This window comes from Saccharothrix sp. HUAS TT1 (assembly GCF_040744945.1).
Taxonomy (GTDB): Bacteria; Actinomycetota; Actinomycetes; order Mycobacteriales; family Pseudonocardiaceae; genus Actinosynnema.
In genome coordinates this window covers 67,658-89,334 of the sequence record NZ_CP160453.1, presented here as the reverse complement: position 1 = coordinate 89,334, position 21,677 = coordinate 67,658, and the positions used below count along the sequence as shown (strand labels likewise).

Sequence of the window (21,677 nt, the reverse complement as noted above, 5' to 3'; positions counted from 1 at the left end):
GCGTCGGGTGTGCTGTCAGACCGCCGACCGCGCTCGGAGCGCGGCGACCTGCTCCGCCGTGTAGCCGAGCCCGCGCAGCACGTGCTCGGTGTGCTCGCCCAAGGCGGGTACCGAACCGGGTACCCACTCCCAGCCGGAGGAGTCGACCGGTGGGCGCAGGACGGTGACCTCGCCGCCGGGCACCGCCACGGACGCCTGCCGGGCGCGGGTCGTGAGCTGCGGGTGCTCGGGCAGGTCGGCGACCGTGCGGGTGCGGGCGGCGGGCACGTCGGCCCGGTCCAGCGCCTCGACCAGGTCGGCGGCGGTCCAGGCGGTGAAGTCCAGTTCGGCGTGCAGGGCGGCGCGGTGGGCCACCCGGGAGCTGACGGTGGTGAAGCGGGGGTCGTCGGCCAGCTCGGGGCGGCCGAGCAGGCCGCACAGCCGCCGCCACTGCGGTTCGTTCTGCACGGCCAGGTGCACGGTGCCGTCCGCGCAGGTGAAAGGCCCGTAGGGGGCGATGCTCGGGTGGTGCGCCCCGGTGCGCGGCGCGGCCCGCCCGGCGCCCGCCGCGTACAGCATGGGCTGGTGCATCCACTCGGCCATCGCGTCGAACAGCGACAGCCGCAGGGTCGCGCCCTCGCCGGTGCGGGCGCGGCGCAGCAGGGCGGCCAGCACGGCGGACTGCAGCTGCACGCCCGCCGCGATGTCGGCGACCGAGATGCCCGCCCGCGCGGTGACGTCGCCGTCGCCGGTCAGGTCGATCAGGCCCACCTCGGACTGGACGAGCGCGTCGAACGCCTTGCGGGACGCGTACGGCCCCGACTCGCCGTAACCGGAGAGGTCACCGACCACGAGGTCGGGTTTCACCTGACGGAGTGAGTCGGCGTCCACGTTGAGCCGACGCGCGGCGTCCGGCGACAGGTTGCACAGGACCACGTCGGCGGCGGCGACCAGCCGGTCCACCACGTCCCGGGCGGCCGGGTGCTTCAGGTCGAGGGTCAGCGACTCCTTGCCGACGTTGGTCCAGGCGAAGTACGACGACACCGAGCCGCAGGTGCTGTCGTAGTGCCGGGCGAAGTCGCCGCCGCCGGGCCGCTCCACCTTGATCACGCGGGCGCCGAGGTCGGCCAGCAGCCGGGTGGCGTACGGCACGGCGACGGCCTGTTCGAGGCTGACGACGAGCACGCCGTCCAGGGGTCTCAAGCGACCACCCGGTCGTGCCCGGCGTAGACGTTCATCGAGTCGCCGCGCAGGAAGCCGACCAGCGTCACGCCCTGCTCCTCGGCCAGCTCGGCGGCGAGCGAGGACGGCGCGGACACGGCGGCGAGCACCGGCACCCCGGCCATGGCGGCCTTCTGCACCAGCTCGAACGACGCCCGCCCGGACACCATCAGCACGGTCCCCCCGAGGGGGACCCGGTCCTGCAGGACGGCCCAGCCGAGCACCTTGTCCACCGCGTTGTGCCGACCGACGTCCTCGCGGACGACCAGCGCCTCACCGGTCGTGGTGAACAACCCGGCGGCGTGCAGCCCGCCGGTGGCGGCGAACACCTTCTGCCGGGCGCGCAGGGCGTCCGGCAGGGCGGAGAGCACGTCCACGTCGACCGTCGACGCGTCGCCGGCGGGGGAGAAGCGGGTCTTCAGCTTCACCGCGTCCAACGCCGCCTTGCCGCACACGCCGCACGACGAGGTCGTGTAGAAGTTGCGCTCCACACCGGGGTCGGGCGGCGCGACGCCGTCGGCCAGCGCCAGGTCGAGCACGTTGTAGGTGTTCACGCCGTCGGGACCCGCGCCCTCGCAGAACCGGGCCACGGCGATGTCCGCCAACCCGCCGATGACGCCCTCGCCGAGCAGGAAGCCGTGCGCCAGCTCGACGTCGTGGCCGGGCGTGCGCATCGTCACGGTCAACGCCCTGCCGCCGACGCGCAGCTCCAACGGCTCCTCGGCGGCCAGCGCGTCGACCCGCTTCCGGGACGTCCGTCGCGCATAGGTGACCACTGGGCGACGCACGGTGACCCGCCCCATCGGGGAACTCCTTCGCTCGGCCAAGTCTCCCCACCAGGTTACGGAGGTGTCGCGCGCGCCGTGACGGCGTTGCGCACTGGTTAGAGTCGCCGAGGTGGACATCTACGACGTGGTGGTGGTCGGCGGCGGGCACAACGCGCTGGTCGCGGCGGCCTACCTGGCGCGGGCGGGCCGCACGGTGCTGGTGCTGGAGAAGCTGGGCCACGTCGGCGGCGCGGCGGTGAGCGAACAGGCGTTCGCGGGCGTGCCGGCCCGGTTGTCCCGGTACTCGTACCTGGTCAGCCTGCTGCCGGACCGGATCGTCGCCGACCTCGGGCTGCGGGTGTCGCTGCGGTCCCGCGCGTCCTCGTCGTACACGCCGGCGGGCGACCTGCTGGTGGAGCGCGACCCGGGCGGGGCGACCGCGGCCTCGTTCCGGGCGCTGACCGGGTCGGACGCCGAGTGGGAGCGCTGGCGGCGCTGGTACGACGACCTGGAGGTGCTGGCCGGGGCGCTGGCGCCGACGATGCTGGAGCCGCTGCTGTCGCGCGAGCACGCCCGGCTGCGGGTCGACTCGGTCGCGCGGGCCCGGCTGTGGGACCAGGTCGTGGAACGGCCGCTGGGCGAGGCGCTGGAGGAGCTGTTCGCCGACGACGTGGTGCGCGGCGTGGTCGCGACCGACGCGCTGATCGGCACGCACACGTCGTTGCACGACCTGAAGGCCAACCGGTGCTTCCTGTACCACGTGATCGGCAACGGCACGGGTGAGTGGCAGGTGCCGGTCGGCGGGATGGGCGCGGTGACCGGCGAGCTGCTGCGGGTGGCGCGCGAGGCCGGTGCGGAGGTCGTGACGGGCGCCGAGGTGACGCGGGTGGACGCGGACGGCACGGCGGCCGAGGTCGAGTACGACGGCCGCGCGGTGGGCGCGCGGTTCGTGCTGTCCGGCGTCGCCCCGTCCACTCTGGACGCGCTGCGGGGTCGGCCGGGCACGCCGGTGGCCGAGGGCTGCCAGGTGAAGGTGAACATGCTGCTGGAGCGGCTGCCGCGGTTCCGCAGCGGCGTCGACCCGCGGGTGGCGTTCGCCGGCACGCTGCACGTGGACGAGTCGTACGGGCAGCTGGAGGCGGCGTACCGGGAGAGCGCGGCCGGGCGGGCGCCGTCCGTGCTGCCGTCGGAGATGTACTGCCACACGTTGACCGACCCGTCGATCCTCGGGCCCGAGCTGGTCGGGCGCGGGTGGCACACGCTGACGCTGTTCGGGCTGCACACGCCGGCGGCGTTGTTCGAACGGGACAACGCCGGGCTGCGGGACGAGCTGGTCGGCCGCTACCTGGCCGGGCTGAACGCCCACCTGGAGGAGCCGATCGAGTCCTGCCTGGCGACGGACGCCGACGGCGAGCCGTGCCTGGAGGCCCGCACGCCGCTCGACCTGGAGGCCGAACTGGGCCTGCCGCGCGGCAACATCTTCCACGACGAGCTGGCCTGGCCGTTCGCCGAGCGCGAGGACGAGGTCGGCCGGTGGGGCGTGGAGACCGACGTGGCGAACCTGTTCGTGTGCGGCGCGGGCGCCCGGCGCGGCGGCGGGGTCAGCGGGATCGGCGGCCACAACGCGGCGATGGCCGTGCTGGAGCGGTGACCCGGGCCCGGCTCAGAGGGCGGCGAAGAGGTCGTCGACCAGCTGTCGCGCCTGGTCGGCGTTCGCGCCGGACGTCACGGTCACCTCGACCGTCCCGGAGCGGGCGACGACGGTGGTCTTGACGACCTCGCCGACGACGTCCGTGGCGCGGTACGCCTCGTCGTGGAAGTCCGGCAGGTCGGTCACCCGCCCGTGCTCCGCCCGACCCCCGGCGAACGACGCCGCGTCCGCGCCGGTCTCGAACCGGACCTCGGCCATCCCGCCGTCGTAGGCGCAGCGGACCACGTTGCCGGTGATCGTCTGCCGGGTGTGGTTGAGCCGCAGCCGCAGCGCCGCGCCGACCACCTCGGGCGGGGCGTCGTCGCAGTTCACGCCCGCCGAATCGGTCGCGGTGGACGGCGGTTCGGTCGGTGGCGCGCTCGGCGGCGGGTCCGGTGGGGTGCTCGTGCAGGCGCTGAGCGCGAGCAGCGCGACGGCGAGCACGGTCCTGATCAAGGCTGACTCCAGAGCGGTCGGTTGCCCTGTGGTTCGCCCGAACGGCCGCCGGCGTTACCGCGCCGCCGGGTCAGTCGTCCCGCTTCTCCAGCCTCACCACGATCGACTTCGACGTCGGCGTGCCGGACACGGCGGCGGTGGAGTCCAGCGGCACCAGGGAGTTCGCCTCCGGGAAGTACGCCGCCGCGCAGCCGCGGGCCGTCGGGTACGACACCACCCGGAACCGCTCGGCCCGCCGCTCGGTGACGCCGGTCGGGTCGTCGGGCCACTCGCTGACCAGGTCGACGTGCCGGCCGTCGAGCAGGTCGAGCGCGTCGAGGTCGGCCGGGCTGACGAACACCACCCGCCTGCCGTCCTTCACGCCCCGGTAGCGGTCGTCCAGGCCGTAGATCGTGGTGTTGTACTGGTCGTGGCTGCGCATGGTCTGCAGCAGCAGCCGCCCCGGCGGCACCCGCAGCACGGTCAGGTCCTCCGTCGAGAACTGCGCCTTGCCGGTGCGGGTGCCGGTGAACTCGCGGGCGTCGCGCGGCGCGTGCGGCAGCACGAACCCGTCGGGGCGGCGCACCCGCACGTTGTAGTCGCCGCAGCCCGGCACGACCCGCGCGATCCGGTCGCGGATCAGGTCGTAGTCCTTCTCGAACTCCTCCCACGGCACGGGGTGGTCCGGCCCGAGGACGGCCCGCGCCAACCGGCACACGATCGAGACCTCCGACAGCAGCCGGTCGCTCGCGGGCGCCAGCCGCCCCCGCGACCGGTGCACCACCGACATCGAGTCCTCGACCGTGACGAACTGCTCGCCGCTGTGCTGGAGGTCGCTCTCCGTACGCCCCAGCGTCGGCAGGATCAACGCCGTGCGGCCGTGCACCACGTGCGACCGGTTCAGCTTGGTCGACACGTGCACGGTCAGGTCGAGGCCGCGCAGGGCCGCCTCGGTCACCGCGGTGTCCGGCGTGGCCGAGGCGAAGTTGCCGCCGACGGCGAAGAACACCTTCGCCCGGCCGTCGCGCATGGCCCGGATGGATGCCACCGTGTCGAACCCGTGCTCGCGCGGCACGTCGATGCCGAACTCCGACTCCAGCGCGGCCAGGAACTTCTCCGGCATCTTCTCCCAGATGCCCATGGTCCGGTCGCCTTGCACGTTCGAGTGGCCGCGCACCGGGCACAGGCCCGCGCCGGGCTTGCCGATCATGCCGCGCAGCAGCGCGACGTTGGAGATCTCCCGGATCGTCGGCACCGAGTGCTTGTGCTGGGTCAGCCCCATGGCCCAGCAGAAGATCGTCCGCTGCGAGTCGGCCAGCATCCGGGCGAACAGCTCGACCTGCGCCCGCGGCAGGCCGGTCGCCACGTCGACCGACTCCCAGTCCAGCCGCCGCACGTGGTCGGCGTAGCCCGCGAACCCGTCGGTGAAGCCCTCGACGAACCCGGTGTCCACCGCGTCCCACGACAGCAGCAGGTTGCCGACCGCCTGGAACAGCGCCTGGTCGCCACCCAGCCGGATCTGCAGGAACTCGTCGGCCAGCTTGGTGCCCGCGCCGACCAGGCCGCGCGCGTTCTGCGGGTTCTTGAACCGCAGCAGCCCCGCCTCCGGCAGCGGGTTCACCGCCACGACCTTCGCGCCGCCGCGCTTGGCCTCCTCCAGCGCCGACAGCATCCGCGGGTGGTTCGTGCCCGGGTTCTGGCCGATCACCACGATCAGGTCGGCGCGGGTGAAGTCCTCGATGCCGACCGAGCCCTTGCCGATGCCGGTCGTCTCGGACAGCGCCGCGCCGGACGACTCGTGGCACATGTTCGAGCAGTCCGGCAGGTTGTTCGTGCCGAACGAGCGGACCAGCAGCTGGTAGAGGAACGCGGCCTCGTTGCTGGTGCGGCCCGAGGTGTAGAACACGGCCTCGTCGGGGCTCGCCAGGCCGTCGAGGTGGGAGGCGATCAGCGAGAACGCGTCCTGCCACCCGATCGGCTCGTAGTGCGTGGCGCCCTCGCGCAGCACCACCGGTTCGGTGATGCGGCCCTGCTGCCCCAGCCAGTAGTCGGTCTTCCCGGCCAGTTCGGCGATCGGGTGCGCGGCGAAGAAGTCCGGCCCGACGCGCCGCCTGGTCGCCTCCTCGGCCACCGCCTTCGCGCCGTTCTCGCAGAACTCGGCGAGCTTGCGGTGACCCTGCGGCTCCGGCCACGCGCAGCCGGGGCAGTCGAAGCCCTCGCGCTGGTTGAGCAGCTTCAGCGTGGTCGCGGTCCGGGCCAGGCCCATCTGCTCGACACCGCGCTTGACGGACACCGCCACGCCGGGGATGCCCGCCGCCCACCGCTTGGGTTCGCTGACGTCGAGCTGCGACTCGTCGATGTCCTGGCGGGGCGGGTTGCGGTCCATGACCACATTCTGCGCCCACATCCTGCGGCCACGCGGGCGCGACCGTGCGACGCCGCCGGCGCACCCCGCGCGAGCGCGCCGGCGGCCTGTCCGATCACCGGTCGCGGCGAGGCGCGCCAGATCGCCGGCACGGGCCCCAAGGGGTTGCGAACGGCCCGTGCACCCGGCTTCCCACCTGCACCGATCCGGGATCGGTGTCAATTGTGATCGGCGTCACCAACCCGCGAATCGACTGAACGGGTGACGCCCGGCCGCCTCACTCCCGGCAGTCGTCCTCGGTCGACAGCGGCCGGTTCGGGTCGAAGTACTCCTCGGGGTCCTCCGCGCCGCCGGCGGCGCCGGTCCGGCGGTCGGCGATCCACGGCGCGAGGAAGCCCCGCTCGGCCGCCTCGCACGACATCGAGTAGCTGAACCCGGACGCCTCGTCGGTCCACAGGCCGTGGCTCTCGGGCCGGAGGTCCGGGCCGGAGCGCACGACGTAGCTCATCTCGACCCGGCTCACCGCGACGATGTCCATCGGACCGGCCAGCCTGCCCGGCTCGGCGGCGGCGAACGCGTAGGCGATCACGTAGTTCGTGCGCACGACCAGCTCGCCCGGCTCGCCCGCCTCGGCGCGCATCCAGCCGTTGACCTTCGGCGCGGCGGGCAGCAGCCGCGAGCCCCGCGCCACCCGCGTGACGACCAGGCCCGCCTCGACGTCGTTGCGGCCGTCGAACAGCGGGCGCATGTGGTCCTGGAGGTCCGGCGCGAGCAGCGCCAGGAACGGCTCCACGTCGTGCGCCTCGACCACCCGGCGGTCCAGCCGGGACGCGATCACGGCCTGCCGCACCCGCTCGTACCCCTGCGCGACCTGCTCGGCGGAGAACTCGCCGACCGCCGCCGCGGCGGGCGCGACGACCCCGGCCTCGCCGTCCGCCCACCCCTCGGCGGGCGTGCCGGTGAACGGCCGGTCCAGGTCGACGCCGGAGAACGCGTTGGGCTGCGACGCGTCCTGCCCGAACCCGCTCCACACCGACGCGCCGACCAGCATCGCCACCACGAGCGCCGCGGCGGTGATCGCCCTGGCCCGGCCCTGCGGCAGCCGCGGCCTTCGACGCCGCTTGGGGCGGAACGCGCGGGCTTCCCGCTCCGCCCGCCGGGTCGCCTCCCGGATCCACTTCTCGTCGTTCAGGTCCGGGTGGTCCTCCAACCCGTGCATGTCCACCGTGCTGCCCCCCCGATCGAGTGATGCGATCACTCGATCGGACTAGGCGACGTCCGCGTTACCGGGTCACTCCGGGCAGCCGTCGGCGGGCGAGGACGGGGCGCTGAGGTCGAAGTCCAACCCCGTCGGCAGCGCCGGCTCGGTGAACGCGGGCGCCAGGTAGCCGCGCTTGGCCGCCGAACACCCGATCGAGTGCAACGAGCCGATCGACGCGTCCGCCCACAGCCCCTCCACGCCCGGACCGCCGGTGCGCACCGAGTACCGCACCTGGAACCGCGACAACGCCACCACGTCCAGCGGCCCGCGCACCGCCTCCGGCCGGTCCGGCGTGAACGCGTAGGCGAACGTGTAGTCCGTCCGCACCGCCAGCTCGCCCTCCGGCCCCACCTCGGCGACCATCTCGCCGCGCACCTTCGGCTCCACCTCCGCCAACCGCGCGCCCCTGTCCACCCGCGTCGCCGCCAACGCCGCCTCGCCGTCGTTGCGGCCGTCGAACAGCACCCGCAGCGAGTCCCGCAGGTCCGGTGCGAACAGCCCGAAGAACGGCTCCAGGTCGTGGTCGCGCACCACCCGCCGGTCCAGCCGGGCCGCGACCACCGCCTCGCGCACCCGCTCGTAGGTCGCCCGCACCTGGTCGGCCGGGTAGGGGCCGACCTGGTGGCCGTCCGGCGCCACCACCCCGTCCGCGCCGTCCGCCCACGACGCCGCCGACGTGCCCGCGAACGGCTCGTCCGGGTCGACCGGTCGCAGCCCGCCCGACGAGCCCGTGCCGGCGCCCGAACCCGTCTCGACCACCGCCCACCCGAGCAGCACCGCCGCCACCGCGATCGCCAGCCCCGCCCAGAACCGCCGCCGCGGCCGCCGGGGCAACGACCGCAACCGCTGCGCCCTGGCCTCCCGCTCGGCCCGCCGCACGGCCGCCCGCGCCCAGCCGCGGTCCTGAAGGTCGGGGTGGTCCTCGATCCGGTACTCGTCCACGGTTCCCCCCACTCGACGTCAGCCCTACCGAAGGCGTTACCAGCTATCCGTCGCGAAGTCGATACGGGGTGGTCACCACGAGCCCGGCGGACGCGCCCCGCCACCACCCCGAACGGGCCCGGTCGGGTCGGTCGCCACGCACCGGGGCCGCTACCAGGTATCTGATTAGAAGTCGATACCCGAGCCTCCGTAGACTTCGACCGTGACTGAGACCCCCACCGCACCGCAGCGATCCGAACTCCCGCCGGCCTGGAACCCGGCCGAGGTAGAGGCCGGGCTGTACGAGCGGTGGGTCGAGCGCGGCTACTTCACGGCCGACGCCGCAAGTGACAAGCCGCCGTTCTCCATCGTGCTCCCGCCGCCGAACGTCAACGGCAGCCTGCACATGGGCCACGCCATGAACCACAGCGTGATGGACGCGCTGAGCCGCCGCCGCCGCATGCAGGGCTACGAGGTGCTGTGGCTGCCCGGCACCGACCACGCCGGCATCGCCACCCAGACCGCCGTCGAGCGCGCCCTGGCCGACGAGGGCAAGTCCCGCCACGACGTCGGCCGGGAGCAGTTCGTCGAACGCGTCTGGGAGTGGCGCGAGGAGGTCGGCGGCCGGATCCTCGGCCAGATGCGCCGCCTCGGCGACGGCGTCGACTGGAGCCGCGTCCGCTTCACCATGGACGAGGGCCTGTCCCAGGCCGTCCAGACCATCTTCAAGAAGCTCTTCGACGACGGCCTGATCTACCGCGCCGAGCGGATCATCAACTGGTGCCCGCGCTGCCAGACCGCGCTGTCCGACATCGAGGTCGACCACTCCGAGGACGACGGCGAGCTCGTCTCCATCCGCTACGGCTCCGGCGAGAACTCCATCGTGGTCGCCACCACCCGCGCGGAGACGATGCTCGGCGACACCGCCGTGGCCGTCCACCCCGAGGACGAGCGCTACCGGCACCTCATCGGCACCGAGGTCGAGGTGCCCCTGACCGGCCGGCGCGTGCCGATCGTCGCCGACGAGCACGTCGACCCGAAGTTCGGCACCGGCGCGGTCAAGGTCACCCCCGCGCACGACCCGAACGACTTCGAGATCGGCCAGCGCCACCAGCTGCCCGCGCTCACCGTCATGGACGGCCGCGGCGTGATCACCGCGCACGGGCCGTTCGAGAGCATGGACCGCTTCGAGGCGCGGCCCGCCGTCGTCGCCGCCCTGCGCGAACAGGGCCGCATCGTCGCCGAGAAGCGCCCCTACAAGCACTCCGTCGGCCACTGCTCGCGCTGCGACACGGTCATCGAGCCGCGCCTGTCGATGCAGTGGTGGGTCCGGGTCGCCCCGCTCGCCGAGGCCGCGGCCGCCGCCGTCCGGGACGGCCGCACCACCATCCACCCGCCGGAGCTGGCCAAGCGCTACTTCGACTGGGTCGACAACCTCAACGACTGGTGCATCTCGCGGCAGCTGTGGTGGGGCCACCGCATCCCGGTCTGGTACGGCCCCGACGACCAGGTCGTGTGCGTCGGCCCCGGCGAGGAGCCGCCCGGCGAGGGCTGGGTCCAGGACGAGGACGTGCTCGACACGTGGTTCTCGTCCGGCCTGTGGCCCTTCTCGACCCTGGGTTGGCCGGACCGGACCGCCGACCTGGCCAAGTTCTACCCGACCAGCGTCCTGTCCACCGGCTACGACATCCTGTTCTTCTGGGTCGTCCGGATGATGATGTTCGGCCTGTACGCGATGGACGGCGAGCAGCCGTTCGACCACGTGTTCCTGCACGGCCTCATCCGCGACCAGCACGGCAAGAAGATGTCGAAGTCGCGCGGCAACGGCATCGACCCCATCGACTGGATGGACGCCTACGGCGCCGACGCCACCCGCTTCACGCTGCTGCGCGGCGCCAACCCCGGCTCCGACATGGCGCTGGCCGAGGAGTGGGCGGCCGGGTCGCGCAACTTCACCACGAAGCTGTGGAACGCCTCCCGGTTCGCGCTCAACAACGGCGCCACCGTCGCCCGGCCGCTGCCGCCGCGCGAGGAGCTGACCGACGCCGACCGCTGGATCCTCGACCTGCTCGACGGGCTCGTGACCGACGTCGACGGCTACTTCGAGGCGTTCCAGTTCGCCAAGCTCAGCGAAGCGCTCTACCACTTCACCTGGGACGAGTACTGCGACTGGTACCTCGAACTGGCCAAGGTCCAGCTCGCCGAGGGCGGCGCGCGCGCCGAGGCCACCCAGGCCGTGCTCGGCCACGTGCTGGAAGTGGTGCTGCGCCTGCTGCACCCGCTCACGCCGTTCATCACCGAGGTGCTGTGGACCACCCTCACCGGCGGCGAGTCCGTGGTGGTCGCGCCGTGGCCGAAGCCGACCGGCGCCGAGCGCGACGAGGTGGCCGCCACCCGGGTCGAGGGGCTGAAGAAGCTCGTCACCGAGATCCGCCGGTTCCGCTCCGACCAGGGCCTCAAGCCCGCGCAGAAGGTCGCGGGCAAGGTCCGCGGCGCGTGCTGCGTCGACCTGCTGGAGCAGGTGCCCGCGGTGCGGGCGCTGACCAGGATGACCGAGCCCGGCGACGACTTCTCGGTCAGCGTCTCGCTCGACGTCGGCCTGCCCGCCGGCACGGTCAAGGTCGAGCTGGACCTGTCCGGCGCGGTGGACGTCGTGGCCGAGCGCAAGCGGCTCGCCAAGGACCTGGCCGTGGCCGAGAAGGAGCGCGCCCAGTGCGAGGGCAAGCTCGGCAACGCCGCGTTCCTGGCCAAGGCGCCCGCCGACGTCGTGGCCAAGATCCAGGCCAGGCTGGCGGCGGCCAACGCCGAGGTCGACCGGATCCACGCCCGCCTGGAGACCATGCCGCAGGACAACTCGTGACCGGCTTCGAGACGGGCGCGCTGGAGGAGCTGCGGCAGGTCGAGTCGGAGCTGAACACCCGCTGGCCCGAGACCAAGATCGAGCCGAGCCTGGACCGGATCAAGGCGCTGGCCGACATCCTCGGCGACCCGCAGTCGTCGTACCCGGTGGTGCACGTCGGCGGGACGAACGGCAAGACGTCCACGTCCCGGATGATCGACGCGCTGCTGACCAGGATCGGGCTGCGCACCGGCCGGTACACCAGCCCGCACCTGCAGCTGGCGACCGAGCGGATCAGCGTCGACGGCACCCCGATCAGCCCCTCCCGGTACGTCGAGATCTACCGGGACGTCGAGCCGTACCTGTCGATCGTGGACGCGCGCGGCGACGTGCCGATGAGCAAGTTCGAGGTGCTGACCGGCATGGCGTTCGCGGCGTTCGCGGACGCCCCGGTCGACGTCGGCGTGATCGAGGTCGGCATGGGCGGGTCCTGGGACGCGACCAACATCGCCGACGGCCGGGTCGCCGTGATCACGCCGATCGGGCTGGACCACGTCGAGTACCTGGGTGGTGACCTGGGCGGCATCGCGGAGGAGAAGGCCGGGATCGTCAAGCCCGGTGCGGTCGCCGTGCTGGCCAAGCAGGAGCCGGTGGTGGAGCAGGTGCTGCTCCGGCGGTGCGCCGAGGTGGACGCCACGGTCGCGCGGCTCGGGTCCGAGTTCGGCGTGAGCCGGCGGGACGTCGCGGTCGGCGGGCAGGTGCTGCGGCTGCAGGGGCTCGCCGGCGAGTACGACGAGGTCTTCCTGCCGCTGCACGGCGCGCACCAGGCCGCGAACGCGGCCCTCGCCCTGGCCGCCGTGGAGGCGTTCTTCGGCGCGGGCGCCGACCGGCAGCTCGACATCGAGGCGGTGCGCGAGGCGTTCGCCTCGGTCAGCTCGCCGGGCCGGTTGGAACGCGTCCGGTCGGCGCCGACGGTGCTGGTGGACGCGGCGCACAACCCGCACGGCGCGGAGGCGTTGGCGAAGGCGCTGGACGAGGAGTTCGGCTTCCGCAAGCTGGTCGCCGTGGTCGGCGTCATGCAGGAGAAGGACGCGGTCGGCATCCTCAGCGCCCTGGAGCCGGTGGTGCAGGAGGTCGTGCTGACCTCGAACTCCTCGCCCCGGGCGATGGACCCCGACCTGCTGGCCGGGGTGGCGATCCCGATCTTCGGCGAGGACCGCATGGTCGTCCAGCCGCACCTGGACGACGCGATCGAGGAGGCCGTGCGGCTGGCCGAGGAGAGCGACGACGGCGACGTCGTCTCCGGTGGCGGCGTCGTCGTGACCGGCTCGGTCGTCACGGCGGGCGACGCGCGTGCGCTGTTCGGCAAGGAGCCCTCGTGACCACGACCCCCGAGCCCACCCCCGGGGCCGGCCACGTCCCGGCCCCGAAGAAGGACCCGATGAAGTCCTTCCGCGGGATCATGGCGGGCACGCTGATCCTGGAGGCGATCGTCCTCGCCCTGGCGCTGCCCGTGGTGGCGAAGCTGGGCGGCGGCATCGGCACCGGCACCGGGTTCCTGGTGCTCGGGCTGATCGTCGCGCTGATCGCCACCTGCGCGCTGCTGAAGCACCGGTGGGCGGTGTACGTGGTCGTGGCCATCCACGTCGTGATGGTCGCGTCGTGGTTCGCCATGACCGCGCTGGGCGGCATCGGCGTCGTGTTCAGCCTGGTCTGGGTGTACCTGCTCTGGCTGCGGCGGGACGTGGCGAAGCGGATGGCCGAGGGCCGGCTGCCCAGCCAGCAGCAGGGCTGACGGGTCGCGTCCAGCCCGGCGGCTTGACCGGCCGCCCGCCGCGATCCACCCTGACGTGATGGTCACCCCCGGCAGTCCGCTTTCGCCCGCGCCCGGTCACGACGTCGTCCAGCGCTCGCTGCGGGATCGCGTGGACGAGTACGCCACCTACGCCCACCAGCTCGCGAACGACCCGCCCAAACCCGGTGCGAAGTCGTTCCACGCGAAGCTGCTGGACTGGGTGACGGAGCGCTTGGTGGCGGACGGGGTCCCCACCTGGACCCGCGTAGAGGACTCGGCCCTGCCGTCGGGCAAGAGCGGCGCGTTCGACCACGTGCTGTGGAAGGTCAAGTTACCGCCGAGCAAGCAGCTGTACCGCAAGGCGATCAACGAGCTGGGCGCGGATGCCGTGAAGGGCTACACCGACACGCTGTTCCACGAGGCGTACCACTGCGAGCAGTACTTCACCGTGGCCAAGCTGCTCGCCTCCCGCGGGATCGGGATTCCCGAGATCATGGGCAAGCTGGTGGTGCCCCGCCGGGTGGCCGAGGCCGCCGTGAGGGCCAAGGGCACGCTCGACGGCGAGGGGGCGGCGGAAGCGCGGTCGCTCGCCGAGCGCTGGGAGCCGTGGACCACGGGACCGGTCCACGACTGGTTGAACGCGGTGCTCAAGCTCAAGAACCTCAGCCGTGCCGCCCGTGCCGCCCAGGACAAGTCTCCCGACACGATCCAGAAGGAGATCACCGCGCTGCTGGCCGGCATGGGCGACTGCCGGGACAAGGTGGTGCGGCACGCGGCCGAGGTGACCGGGCAGGAAGCGGACGTGGTCGCCGCCGAGACCGTCCGGCTCCGCGAGGCGTGCGCGGCGGTCGAGGACGGCAGGCCCGCCGACGGTTCGGCGTCCGCCCGGGCCGAGTTCGTCCGGGAAGGCGGGCCGGTCGCCGCGCTGAACACCATCGCCCACCACGTCTACCAAGAGGTCGACCCGCTGGAGAAGGACGCCTGGGCCCTCGGGGCGCTGGCCGGGGAGGCGTTCGCCCTCAAGGCGGGGGTGGGCGGCGGCACGGCCCCGCCCTCGGCGGGAACGGCTCACTGACGCCCGGCGCGAACGGTCGACGACGGGGTGGCCGGGGCACTCCGCCGCGCGCAGGGCCCGCGGACGACGCGCCGCGTTCACCCGGGGTTCGGCTTCACCGGTTACAAAGCCGCGCATGAGCGATGGTGTGGTGAACCGGCGGACGCTGCTGCGCGCCGGTGCGATCGGCGCGGGCGCGGTCCTCGTGCCCGGCGGCGTGGCGTTGGCGCGCGGTGGCGACCGCCCGGTGCTCACGCACGGCGTGCAGTCCGGTGACGTGGCGTTCGACGGCGGCCTGGTGTGGACGCGGGCCGACCGGCCGTCGCGGATGCTGGTCCAGGTGTCGTCGGACCCGTCGTTCCGGCACGCGCGGACCGTGCGCGGGCCGCTGCTGACGCCCGAGACCGGCGGCACGGGACGGGTGCGGCTGCGCGGTCTGCCGGGCGGTCGGGACGTGCACTACCGCGTCGTCGCCGAGGACCTGGACGGCCGCACCCGCAGCGAGGCCGTCGCCGGCAGCTTCCGCACCGCGCCGCTCGGCCGCGACGAGGTCCGGTTCACGTGGTCCGGCGACGTGGCCGGTCAGGGCTGGGGCAGCAACCCGGACCTGGGCGGGATGCCGATCTTCGGCGCGATGGCCGCCCGCCGCCCCGACTTCTTCCTCAACAGCGGCGACACGGTGTACGCGGACGGACCGCTGGCGGAGTCGGTGACGCTGCCCGACGGCCGGGTCTGGCGCAACCTCGTGACGCCGGAGAAGCTGAAGGTCGCCGAGACGCTGGACGAGTACCGCGGCCAGTTCGCCTACAACCTGCTCGACCCGCAGTACCGGGAGTTCGCCTCCCGGGTGCCGATGGTCGTGCAGTGGGACGACCACGAGGTCACCAACAACTGGTACCCCGGCGAGGTGCTGACGCTGCCGCAGTACACCGAGAAGCGGGTGGACGTGCTGGCCGCGCGGGCGTTCCGGGCGTTCCACGAGTGGCAGCCGATCGACCCGCGGCAGGCGGTGGACGGCCGGGTGTACCGGAAGTTCCGCTACGGCGCGCACGTCGAGGTGTTCGTGCTGGACATGCGCTCGTACAAGGACGCGAACACGGCGCCGCGCGACGGCGTCGGCCACGTCCTGGGCCGCGAGCAGGCCCGCTGGCTGGTGGACTCGCTGGACCGCAGCCGGGCCACCTGGAAGGTCATCGCCGCCGACCTGCCCATCGGGTTGACCGTGCCCGACGGGGCGGACATCGAGGGCGTGGCCAACGGGCTGCCCGGCGCGCCCGGCGGGCGTGAGCACGAGCTGGCGTGGGTGCTGGGCGAGCTGAAGCGGCGGCGCGTGCGCAACACCGTGTGGCTGACCGCGGACGTGCACTACACGGCCGCGCACCACTACTCGCCGGAGCGGGCCTCGTTCCAGGACTTCGACCCGTTCTGGGAGTTCGTGTCCGGTCCGCTCAACGCGGGCGCGTTCGGCCCCAACGCGCTCGACCCGACGTTCGGGCCGGAGGCGGTGTTCGTCAACGCGCCGCCGGTCGCGAACACCAGCCCGTTGGACGGGTTCCAGCACTTCGGCGAGGTCGAGGTGTCGCGCGACGGCGAGCTGACCGTGTGGCTGCGCGACATCAGGGGCAGGTCGCTGTGGAGCAGGACCCTCCGCCCCGAGCGGCGCTGACGCAAGGATCTGCAAGCACTTGCAGCCTTCTGGACCTTGTCCGGCCGCATTTGTCGTGGTTTTGTGCACTCCGTCCCGGCTCGGTGCCGGGACGGGGTTGCAAATTCTTGCGACAAGGAGGTCGCGATGCGTCGGGCCGTCGCCGCGCTCATCGCCCTGGCCGTTGTGCCGTTCGTGCCACCGAGCCCACCCGCGGGCGCCGCGCCCGAAGTCCGACGGCTCGCCGTCGGCGCCGTCACCGACATCGCCCCCGGTGTCCGCGACGGCGACCGGGCGCTGGCCAAGGACGCCCTGCGGGACGACCTGACCGGTGAGCGGTTCTACTTCGTGATGCCCGACCGGTTCGCCAACGGCGACCCGCGCAACGACCGCGGCGGCACGAACGAGAGCGACCGGCTCAAGAGCGGCTACGACCCCGCCGACAAGGGCTTCTACCACGGCGGCGACCTCAAGGGCCTGCGCGACAAGATCGACTACCTGGACGGCATGGGCATCACCGCGATCTGGATGACGCCCATGTTCCGCAACCGCTGGGTGCAGGGCTCCGGCGCGGACGCCTCGGCCGGCTACCACGGCTACTGGACCACCGACTTCACCCAGCTCGACCCGCACTTCGGCACGACCAACGACATGCGGCGGCTCATCCAGGACGCGCACCGCCGCGGCATCAAGGTCTTCTTCGACATCGTCGCCAACCACACCGCCGACCTGATCGACTACGCCGAGGGCGAGCACGACTACGTCAGCACCGGCGCGCAGCCCTACCTGGACGAGCGCGGCAACCCCGTCGACATCGCCGAGATCGCGGGTCAGGAGGACTTCCCGACCCTCACCGCGCCGTACACGCCGGTGGTCCAGGGGCAGAAGACCCCCGCCTGGCTGAACGACCCGCAGCTCTACCACAACCGCGGCGACTCGACGTTCAGCGGCGAATCGGCCGAGTACGGCGACTTCGTCGGCCTGGACGACCTGATGACCGAGCACCCGACGGTCGTCAAGGGCATGAAGCGGATCTTCACCAGCTGGATCGACACGCTGGGCATCGACGGCTACCGGGTCGACACCGTCAAGCACGTCAACATGGAGTTCTGGCAGGCGCTCGCGCCGCACGTGCAGCGGTACGCGGCGATGCGCGGCAAGAAGGACTTCTTCGTCTTCGGTGAGGTCTTCGACGCGAATCCGGCGTTCACCTCCCGCTACACCACCACCGGCAAGATGCAGGCGACGCTGGACTTCCCGTTCCAGAGCGGCGCGGCGTCGTTCCTGTCCGGCCAGGGCGCGGCCCGGCTCGGCGAGGTGCTGGTGGACGACGACCGGTACACCGACGCGGACTCCAACGCCTCCTCGCTGCCGACGTTCCTCGGCAACCACGACATGGGCCGCATCGCGTGGATGATCCGGCAGAGCCGCCCGGACGTCCCCGAGGCCGAGCTGCTGGACCGGCTGGAGCTGGGCAACGCCCTGATGTACCTGTGGCGCGGCAACCCGGTCGTCTACTACGGCGACGAGCAGGGCTTCGCGGGTTCCGGCGGCGACAAGGCGGCCCGCCAGGACATGTTCGCCTCCAAGACCCCCGAGTACGCCGCCGAGGACCTGGTCGGCAGCGACCGCACGGGCGCGGTCGACAACTTCCGCACCGACCACCCGCTGTACCGGCAGCTCAGGGACCTCGCCAAGTTCGTGGACGCGGACCCCGTGTGGCGTGACGGCAACCAGTCGCTCCGGCTCGCCCAAGGCGACGTGATCGCGTTCAGCCGCACGGGCCGCAAGCAGCAGGTCGAGCACGTGGTGGTGGCCAACGCGGGGACCGCGCCCGCGACCGTCGAGGTGCCGGTGGCCGGTCGGGGCTACCGGCCGACCTGGCCCAAGGCCGGTTCGCAGGTCAACGCCGTCGGCGGCAAGGTGACCGTGACCGTGCCCGCGCTGTCCGCCCTGGTGCTCAGGTCGACCGGCAAGCTGCCGTCCGCCGCGCCGACGCCCGCCCTGGCCGTGCCCGCGACCGGGGTCGTGCTGGACGACCGGGTCGAGCTGCGGGCCGATGGCATCACCTCGCCGTACGCGCAGGCCACGTTCGCCGCGCGGGTCGAGGGCGAGCGCGGCTGGCAGGTGCTCGGCACCGACGACGCCGCGCCGTACCGGGTGTTCGCCGACCTGGCCGCGCTGCCCGGCGCGGCGGTCGGCAAGGACGTCGAGGTCCGGGTGGTCGCCAAGGACGCCAAGGGCTCGCTGGGCGCGGACGGCGCGAAGCTCGGCCTGGTCGCCGCGCCCGCCGTCGAGCCGCCGGGAGCGGTGACCTCCGACTGGCTGGTCGTGCACTACAACCGCCCGGCCGGCGACTACGACGGGTGGGGCCTGCACGCCTGGGGCGACGTCGAGGACGCGCCGACGTGGGACGCGCCGCTGCCGTTCGCCGGTGAGACGCCGTACGGCCGGTTCGCGTGGGTCAAGCTCAAGCCCGGCGCGCGCTCGGTCGGCGTCATCGCCCACCGCGGCGACGAGAAGGACACCGACGGCGACCGGTTCATCGACCCGAGCGCCACGCCGCAGGTGTGGATCGGGCAGGGGCAACCGGCGGTGCACGCCAGCGAGGTCGCCGCGACCGGTCGGGCCGTGGTGACGCACACCGGCGACGCCTCCGGGCTCGTGGTGCGCGCGGGCGGCGTCGACCACCCGTTCACCGGGGGAGTGGCGACGATCCCGGCGACCGCGCCCGTCGAGTTCTCCGTGCTGCGCGGTGACGTGGTCGAAGCCTCCGGTCGCACGGCCGGGCGCGCGTGGGTCGACGGCGACGGGGTGTTCGCGAGCCTCGCCGCCGCGCAGAACCGCGCGGTGATCCACTACAACCGGCCGGCCGGCGACTACGCCGACTGGACGCTCTACCACTGGACCGGGTCGCTGGAGCCGAGCCCGGGCTGGGCGCAGTCGCGCGTGCCGGACGGGAGCGACGGGTTCGGCGTGTACTGGTCGGTGCCGCTGGAGCCGGGCGCGGCCGGGCTGAGCAACATCATCCACAAGGGCGACGAGAAGGACCCGGGGCCGGACCAGTTCCTCGACGTCACCGGCACCGGCCACGAGGTCTGGTACGTCTCCGGCTCCACCAAGCCGGACGGCTCGATCTCCTACGTGCTGCCGCCGTCCGGCGGTGAGGGCGTGGACGACGACCTGACCAAGTCCAAGGCGATCTGGGTGTCGAAGGACCTGGTGGTGTGGGACGTGCCGGTGGTGGCGTCCGACGGCTACCGGCTGGAGCACGACGGCAGGGTGCTGCGGCTCGAACCGTCGACCGACGCCGTGCCCGACCGGTTCCCGCACCTGCGGGGCAAGCCGGTGTTCCGGGTGCGTGACGGCGCGCGGCTGGACGAGGCGTTGCGCGGCAAGCTGTCCGCCGTGCACGTCGACTCCGGCGGCGGCCTGCGGCACCGCACGGGCGTGCAGATCGCCGGTGTGCTGGACGACCGGTTCGCCGCCGCCGCGTCGTCGCTGACCTACGGGCCGACGTTCGACGGCGACCGCGTGACCACCCGGTTGTGGGCGCCCACGGCGTCGTCGGTGGCGTTGCAGGTGTTCGACCAGCCCGGCGGCACGCCGACGACCGTGGCCATGGCCCGCGACGACGCGTCCGGCTCGTGGACGGCCTCCGGGGCGTGGAAGGACAAGTTCTACCGGTACGAGGTGACCGTCGCCGGTCGCTCGGTGACCGTCACCGACCCGTACTCGGTGGCGCTGGCGGTGGACTCGACGCACTCGCAGTTCGCCGACCTGGGCGACGCCCGCACCATGCCCGCCGGCTGGTCCGACCACGTCGCCCGCGGCCTGGGCGGCGACCCCACCGAGCACGGCGTCACCGAGCTGCACGTCCGGGACTTCTCCATCGGCGACGCGTCGGTGCCGGAAGGCGACCGGGGCACCTACCGGGCGTTCACGCACCCGTCGTCGGTCGGCATGGCGCACCTGCGGGAGCTGGCGGCGGCGGGGCTGGACACCGTGCACCTGCTGCCGACGTTCGACATCGCCACGATTCCTGAAAAGCGCGCGGACCAGAGGCAACCGGCGTGCGACCTGGCGTCGCTGCCCCCGGACTCCCCGGCGCAGCAGGAGTGCGTGGCCGGGGTCGCCGCGAAGGACGGCTTCAACTGGGGCTACGACCCGTTCCACTACGACGTGCCCGAGGGCTCCTACGCGACGGACGACGCGCAGACCGGCTGGGCCCGGTCGAAGCAGTACCGCGAGATGGTGAAGTCGTTGCACGACAACGGCAACCGCGTGGTCGTGGACGTCGTCTACAACCACACGGCCGCCGCCGGCGACGCGCCGACGTCCGTGCTGGACAAGGTGGTGCCGGGCTACTACCAGCGGCTCGACGCCGACGGCGCGGTCGCGAACTCCACGTGCTGCGCCAACACCGCCACCGAGAACGCCATGATGGGCAAGCTCGTCGTGGACTCCGCGGTGCGGTGGGCGCGGCTGTACAAGGTGGACGGCTTCCGGTTCGACCTGATGGGCCACCACCCGAAGGCCAACGTCCTGGCCGTGCGGGCGGCGCTGGACGCGTTGACCGTCGAGCGCGACGGGGTCGACGGCCGCGGCATCAGGATCTACGGCGAGGGCTGGGACTTCGGCGAGGTCGCCGGCAACGCCCGGTTCGAGCAGGCCACCCAGGCGAACATGGCGGGCACGGGCATCGGCACGTTCAGCGACCGGCTGCGGGACGCGGTGCGCGGCGGCGGGCCGTTCGACGCCGACCCCCGCGTGCAGGGCCTGGCCTCCGGCCTGGCGGGCGACCCGAACGGCTCGCCCGCGAACGGCGACGTGGCCGCCCGGCTGGCCAACTACACCGACCTGGTGAAGCTGGGCATGGCGGGCAACATGGCGACCTACCGCTTCGAGTCGACGGCCGGCGGCGGGATCACCGGTCGCGACGTGTCGTACAACGGCTCGCCCGCCGGGTACGCGGGCGCGCCGGCCGACGTGATCACCTACGTCGACGCGCACGACAACGAGACGCTGTTCGACTCGCAGACCTACAAGCTGCCGGTCGGCACGTCCATGGCGGACCGGGTGCGGATGCAGAAGGTCGCGCTGGCGCCCGTGCTGCTGGGCCAGGGCCAGCCGTTCCTGCACGCCGGCGCGGAGTTCCTGCGGTCGAAGTCCCTGGACCGCAACAGCTACGACTCGGGTGACTGGTTCAACCGCTACGACCCGTCGTTGCGGGACAACGGCTTCGGCCGCGGCCTGCCGCCCGCGGCGGACAACGAGGACAAGTGGCCCTACGCCGCGCCCCTGTTGGCCAACGGCGCCCTGAAGCCGTCGACGGACGACATGCGCGCCGCCGTGGGCAACACGCTGGAACTGCTGCGCATCCGCGCGTCCTCGCCGCTGTTCACCTTGAACGACGCGGCGCTCGTGCAGCAGAAGCTGTCGTTCCCGGCGGCCGAGCCGGGCGTGGTGGCGGCCCTGCTGGACGACGCGGTCGGCCCGGACGTCGACCCGGCCCGCAACGCCGTCCTGGTCGTGGTGAACCCGTACCCGGCGCAGAAGTCGGTGGCGGTCGCGGGCGACTGGCAGAACCACGCGTCGGCCGCCGACCGGGCCGTCGTCGCCGGCGGTTCGGTGACCGTGCCGCCGCGCTCGGTCGTCGTCCTGACCCGCTAGGCGCACGGGCTCGGCGCGCGAGATCCCCGCGC

13 protein-coding genes are annotated in these 21,677 nt (G+C 73.0%); 7 read left to right on the top strand and 6 right to left on the bottom strand.

The window, feature by feature from the left end:
- Positions 1-15: 15 nt before the first annotated feature.
- Together AB0F89_RS00425 and fdhD are read right to left on the bottom strand one after the other, a co-directional pair.
- Positions 16-1,182 (bottom strand): CaiB/BaiF CoA transferase family protein, encoded by a 1,167-nt coding sequence (locus AB0F89_RS00425; protein ID WP_367131410.1) that lies wholly within the window; start codon positions 1,180-1,182, stop codon positions 16-18.
- Positions 1,179-2,003 carry a formate dehydrogenase accessory sulfurtransferase FdhD gene (fdhD, locus tag AB0F89_RS00420; protein WP_367131408.1) on the bottom strand — a complete coding sequence of 275 codons (825 nt, stop codon included), beginning with the start codon at positions 2,001-2,003 and terminating at the stop codon, positions 1,179-1,181. The genes AB0F89_RS00425 and fdhD overlap by 4 nt, the downstream gene beginning before the upstream one ends.
- Positions 2,004-2,097: 94 nt before the next feature.
- Here fdhD and AB0F89_RS00415 point away from each other — a divergent pair, with 94 nt between their 5' ends.
- The gene (locus AB0F89_RS00415; RefSeq protein ID WP_367131406.1) at positions 2,098-3,618 is read left to right on the top strand and encodes a phytoene desaturase family protein; all 1,521 of its coding nucleotides are present in this window, start codon (positions 2,098-2,100) and stop codon (positions 3,616-3,618) included.
- A 12-nt stretch (positions 3,619-3,630) separates the two neighbouring features.
- Here AB0F89_RS00415 and AB0F89_RS00410 read toward each other — a convergent pair whose 3' ends face one another.
- From AB0F89_RS00410 to AB0F89_RS00395, 4 genes are all read right to left on the bottom strand, one after another.
- Complete coding sequence (locus AB0F89_RS00410) at positions 3,631-4,113, bottom strand: hypothetical protein (RefSeq protein ID WP_367131404.1); 483 nt, start codon at positions 4,111-4,113, stop codon at positions 3,631-3,633.
- A gap of 70 nt (positions 4,114-4,183) precedes the next feature.
- Positions 4,184-6,478 (bottom strand): FdhF/YdeP family oxidoreductase, encoded by a 2,295-nt coding sequence (locus AB0F89_RS00405; RefSeq protein ID WP_367131402.1) that lies wholly within the window; start codon positions 6,476-6,478, stop codon positions 4,184-4,186.
- 256 nt (positions 6,479-6,734) lie between these two features.
- A complete protein-coding gene (locus tag AB0F89_RS00400) occupies positions 6,735-7,676 on the bottom strand; it encodes a hypothetical protein (protein ID WP_367131400.1) in 942 nt (313 codons plus the stop codon).
- A gap of 72 nt (positions 7,677-7,748) precedes the next feature.
- Positions 7,749-8,660 carry a hypothetical protein gene (locus AB0F89_RS00395; RefSeq protein WP_367131398.1) on the bottom strand — a complete coding sequence of 304 codons (912 nt, stop codon included), beginning with the start codon at positions 8,658-8,660 and terminating at the stop codon, positions 7,749-7,751.
- A 202-nt stretch (positions 8,661-8,862) separates the two neighbouring features.
- Here AB0F89_RS00395 and AB0F89_RS00390 point away from each other — a divergent pair, with 202 nt between their 5' ends.
- The 6 genes from AB0F89_RS00390 (at position 8,863) to pulA (ending at position 21,645) form a co-directional block, all read left to right on the top strand.
- Entirely contained in the window at positions 8,863-11,499 is a 2,637-nt protein-coding gene (locus AB0F89_RS00390; protein WP_367131396.1) for a valine--tRNA ligase, read from the top strand.
- Positions 11,496-12,860 carry a folylpolyglutamate synthase/dihydrofolate synthase family protein gene (locus AB0F89_RS00385; RefSeq protein WP_367131394.1) on the top strand — a complete coding sequence of 455 codons (1,365 nt, stop codon included), beginning with the start codon at positions 11,496-11,498 and terminating at the stop codon, positions 12,858-12,860. Before AB0F89_RS00390 ends, AB0F89_RS00385 begins: the two co-directional genes overlap by 4 nt.
- A gap of 59 nt (positions 12,861-12,919) precedes the next feature.
- Complete coding sequence (locus AB0F89_RS00380) at positions 12,920-13,273, top strand: DUF4233 domain-containing protein (protein WP_367138625.1); 354 nt, start codon at positions 12,920-12,922, stop codon at positions 13,271-13,273.
- 58 nt (positions 13,274-13,331) lie between these two features.
- Positions 13,332-14,348: a hypothetical protein gene (locus AB0F89_RS00375; protein ID WP_367131392.1), complete on the top strand. Its 1,017-nt coding sequence runs from the start codon at positions 13,332-13,334 to the stop codon at positions 14,346-14,348.
- A 115-nt stretch (positions 14,349-14,463) separates the two neighbouring features.
- Positions 14,464-15,993: an alkaline phosphatase gene (locus AB0F89_RS00370; RefSeq protein ID WP_367131390.1), complete on the top strand. Its 1,530-nt coding sequence runs from the start codon at positions 14,464-14,466 to the stop codon at positions 15,991-15,993.
- 126 nt (positions 15,994-16,119) lie between these two features.
- Complete coding sequence (pulA, locus tag AB0F89_RS00365; RefSeq protein WP_367131388.1) at positions 16,120-21,645, top strand: pullulanase-type alpha-1,6-glucosidase; 5,526 nt, start codon at positions 16,120-16,122, stop codon at positions 21,643-21,645.
- Positions 21,646-21,677 lie beyond the last annotated feature (32 nt).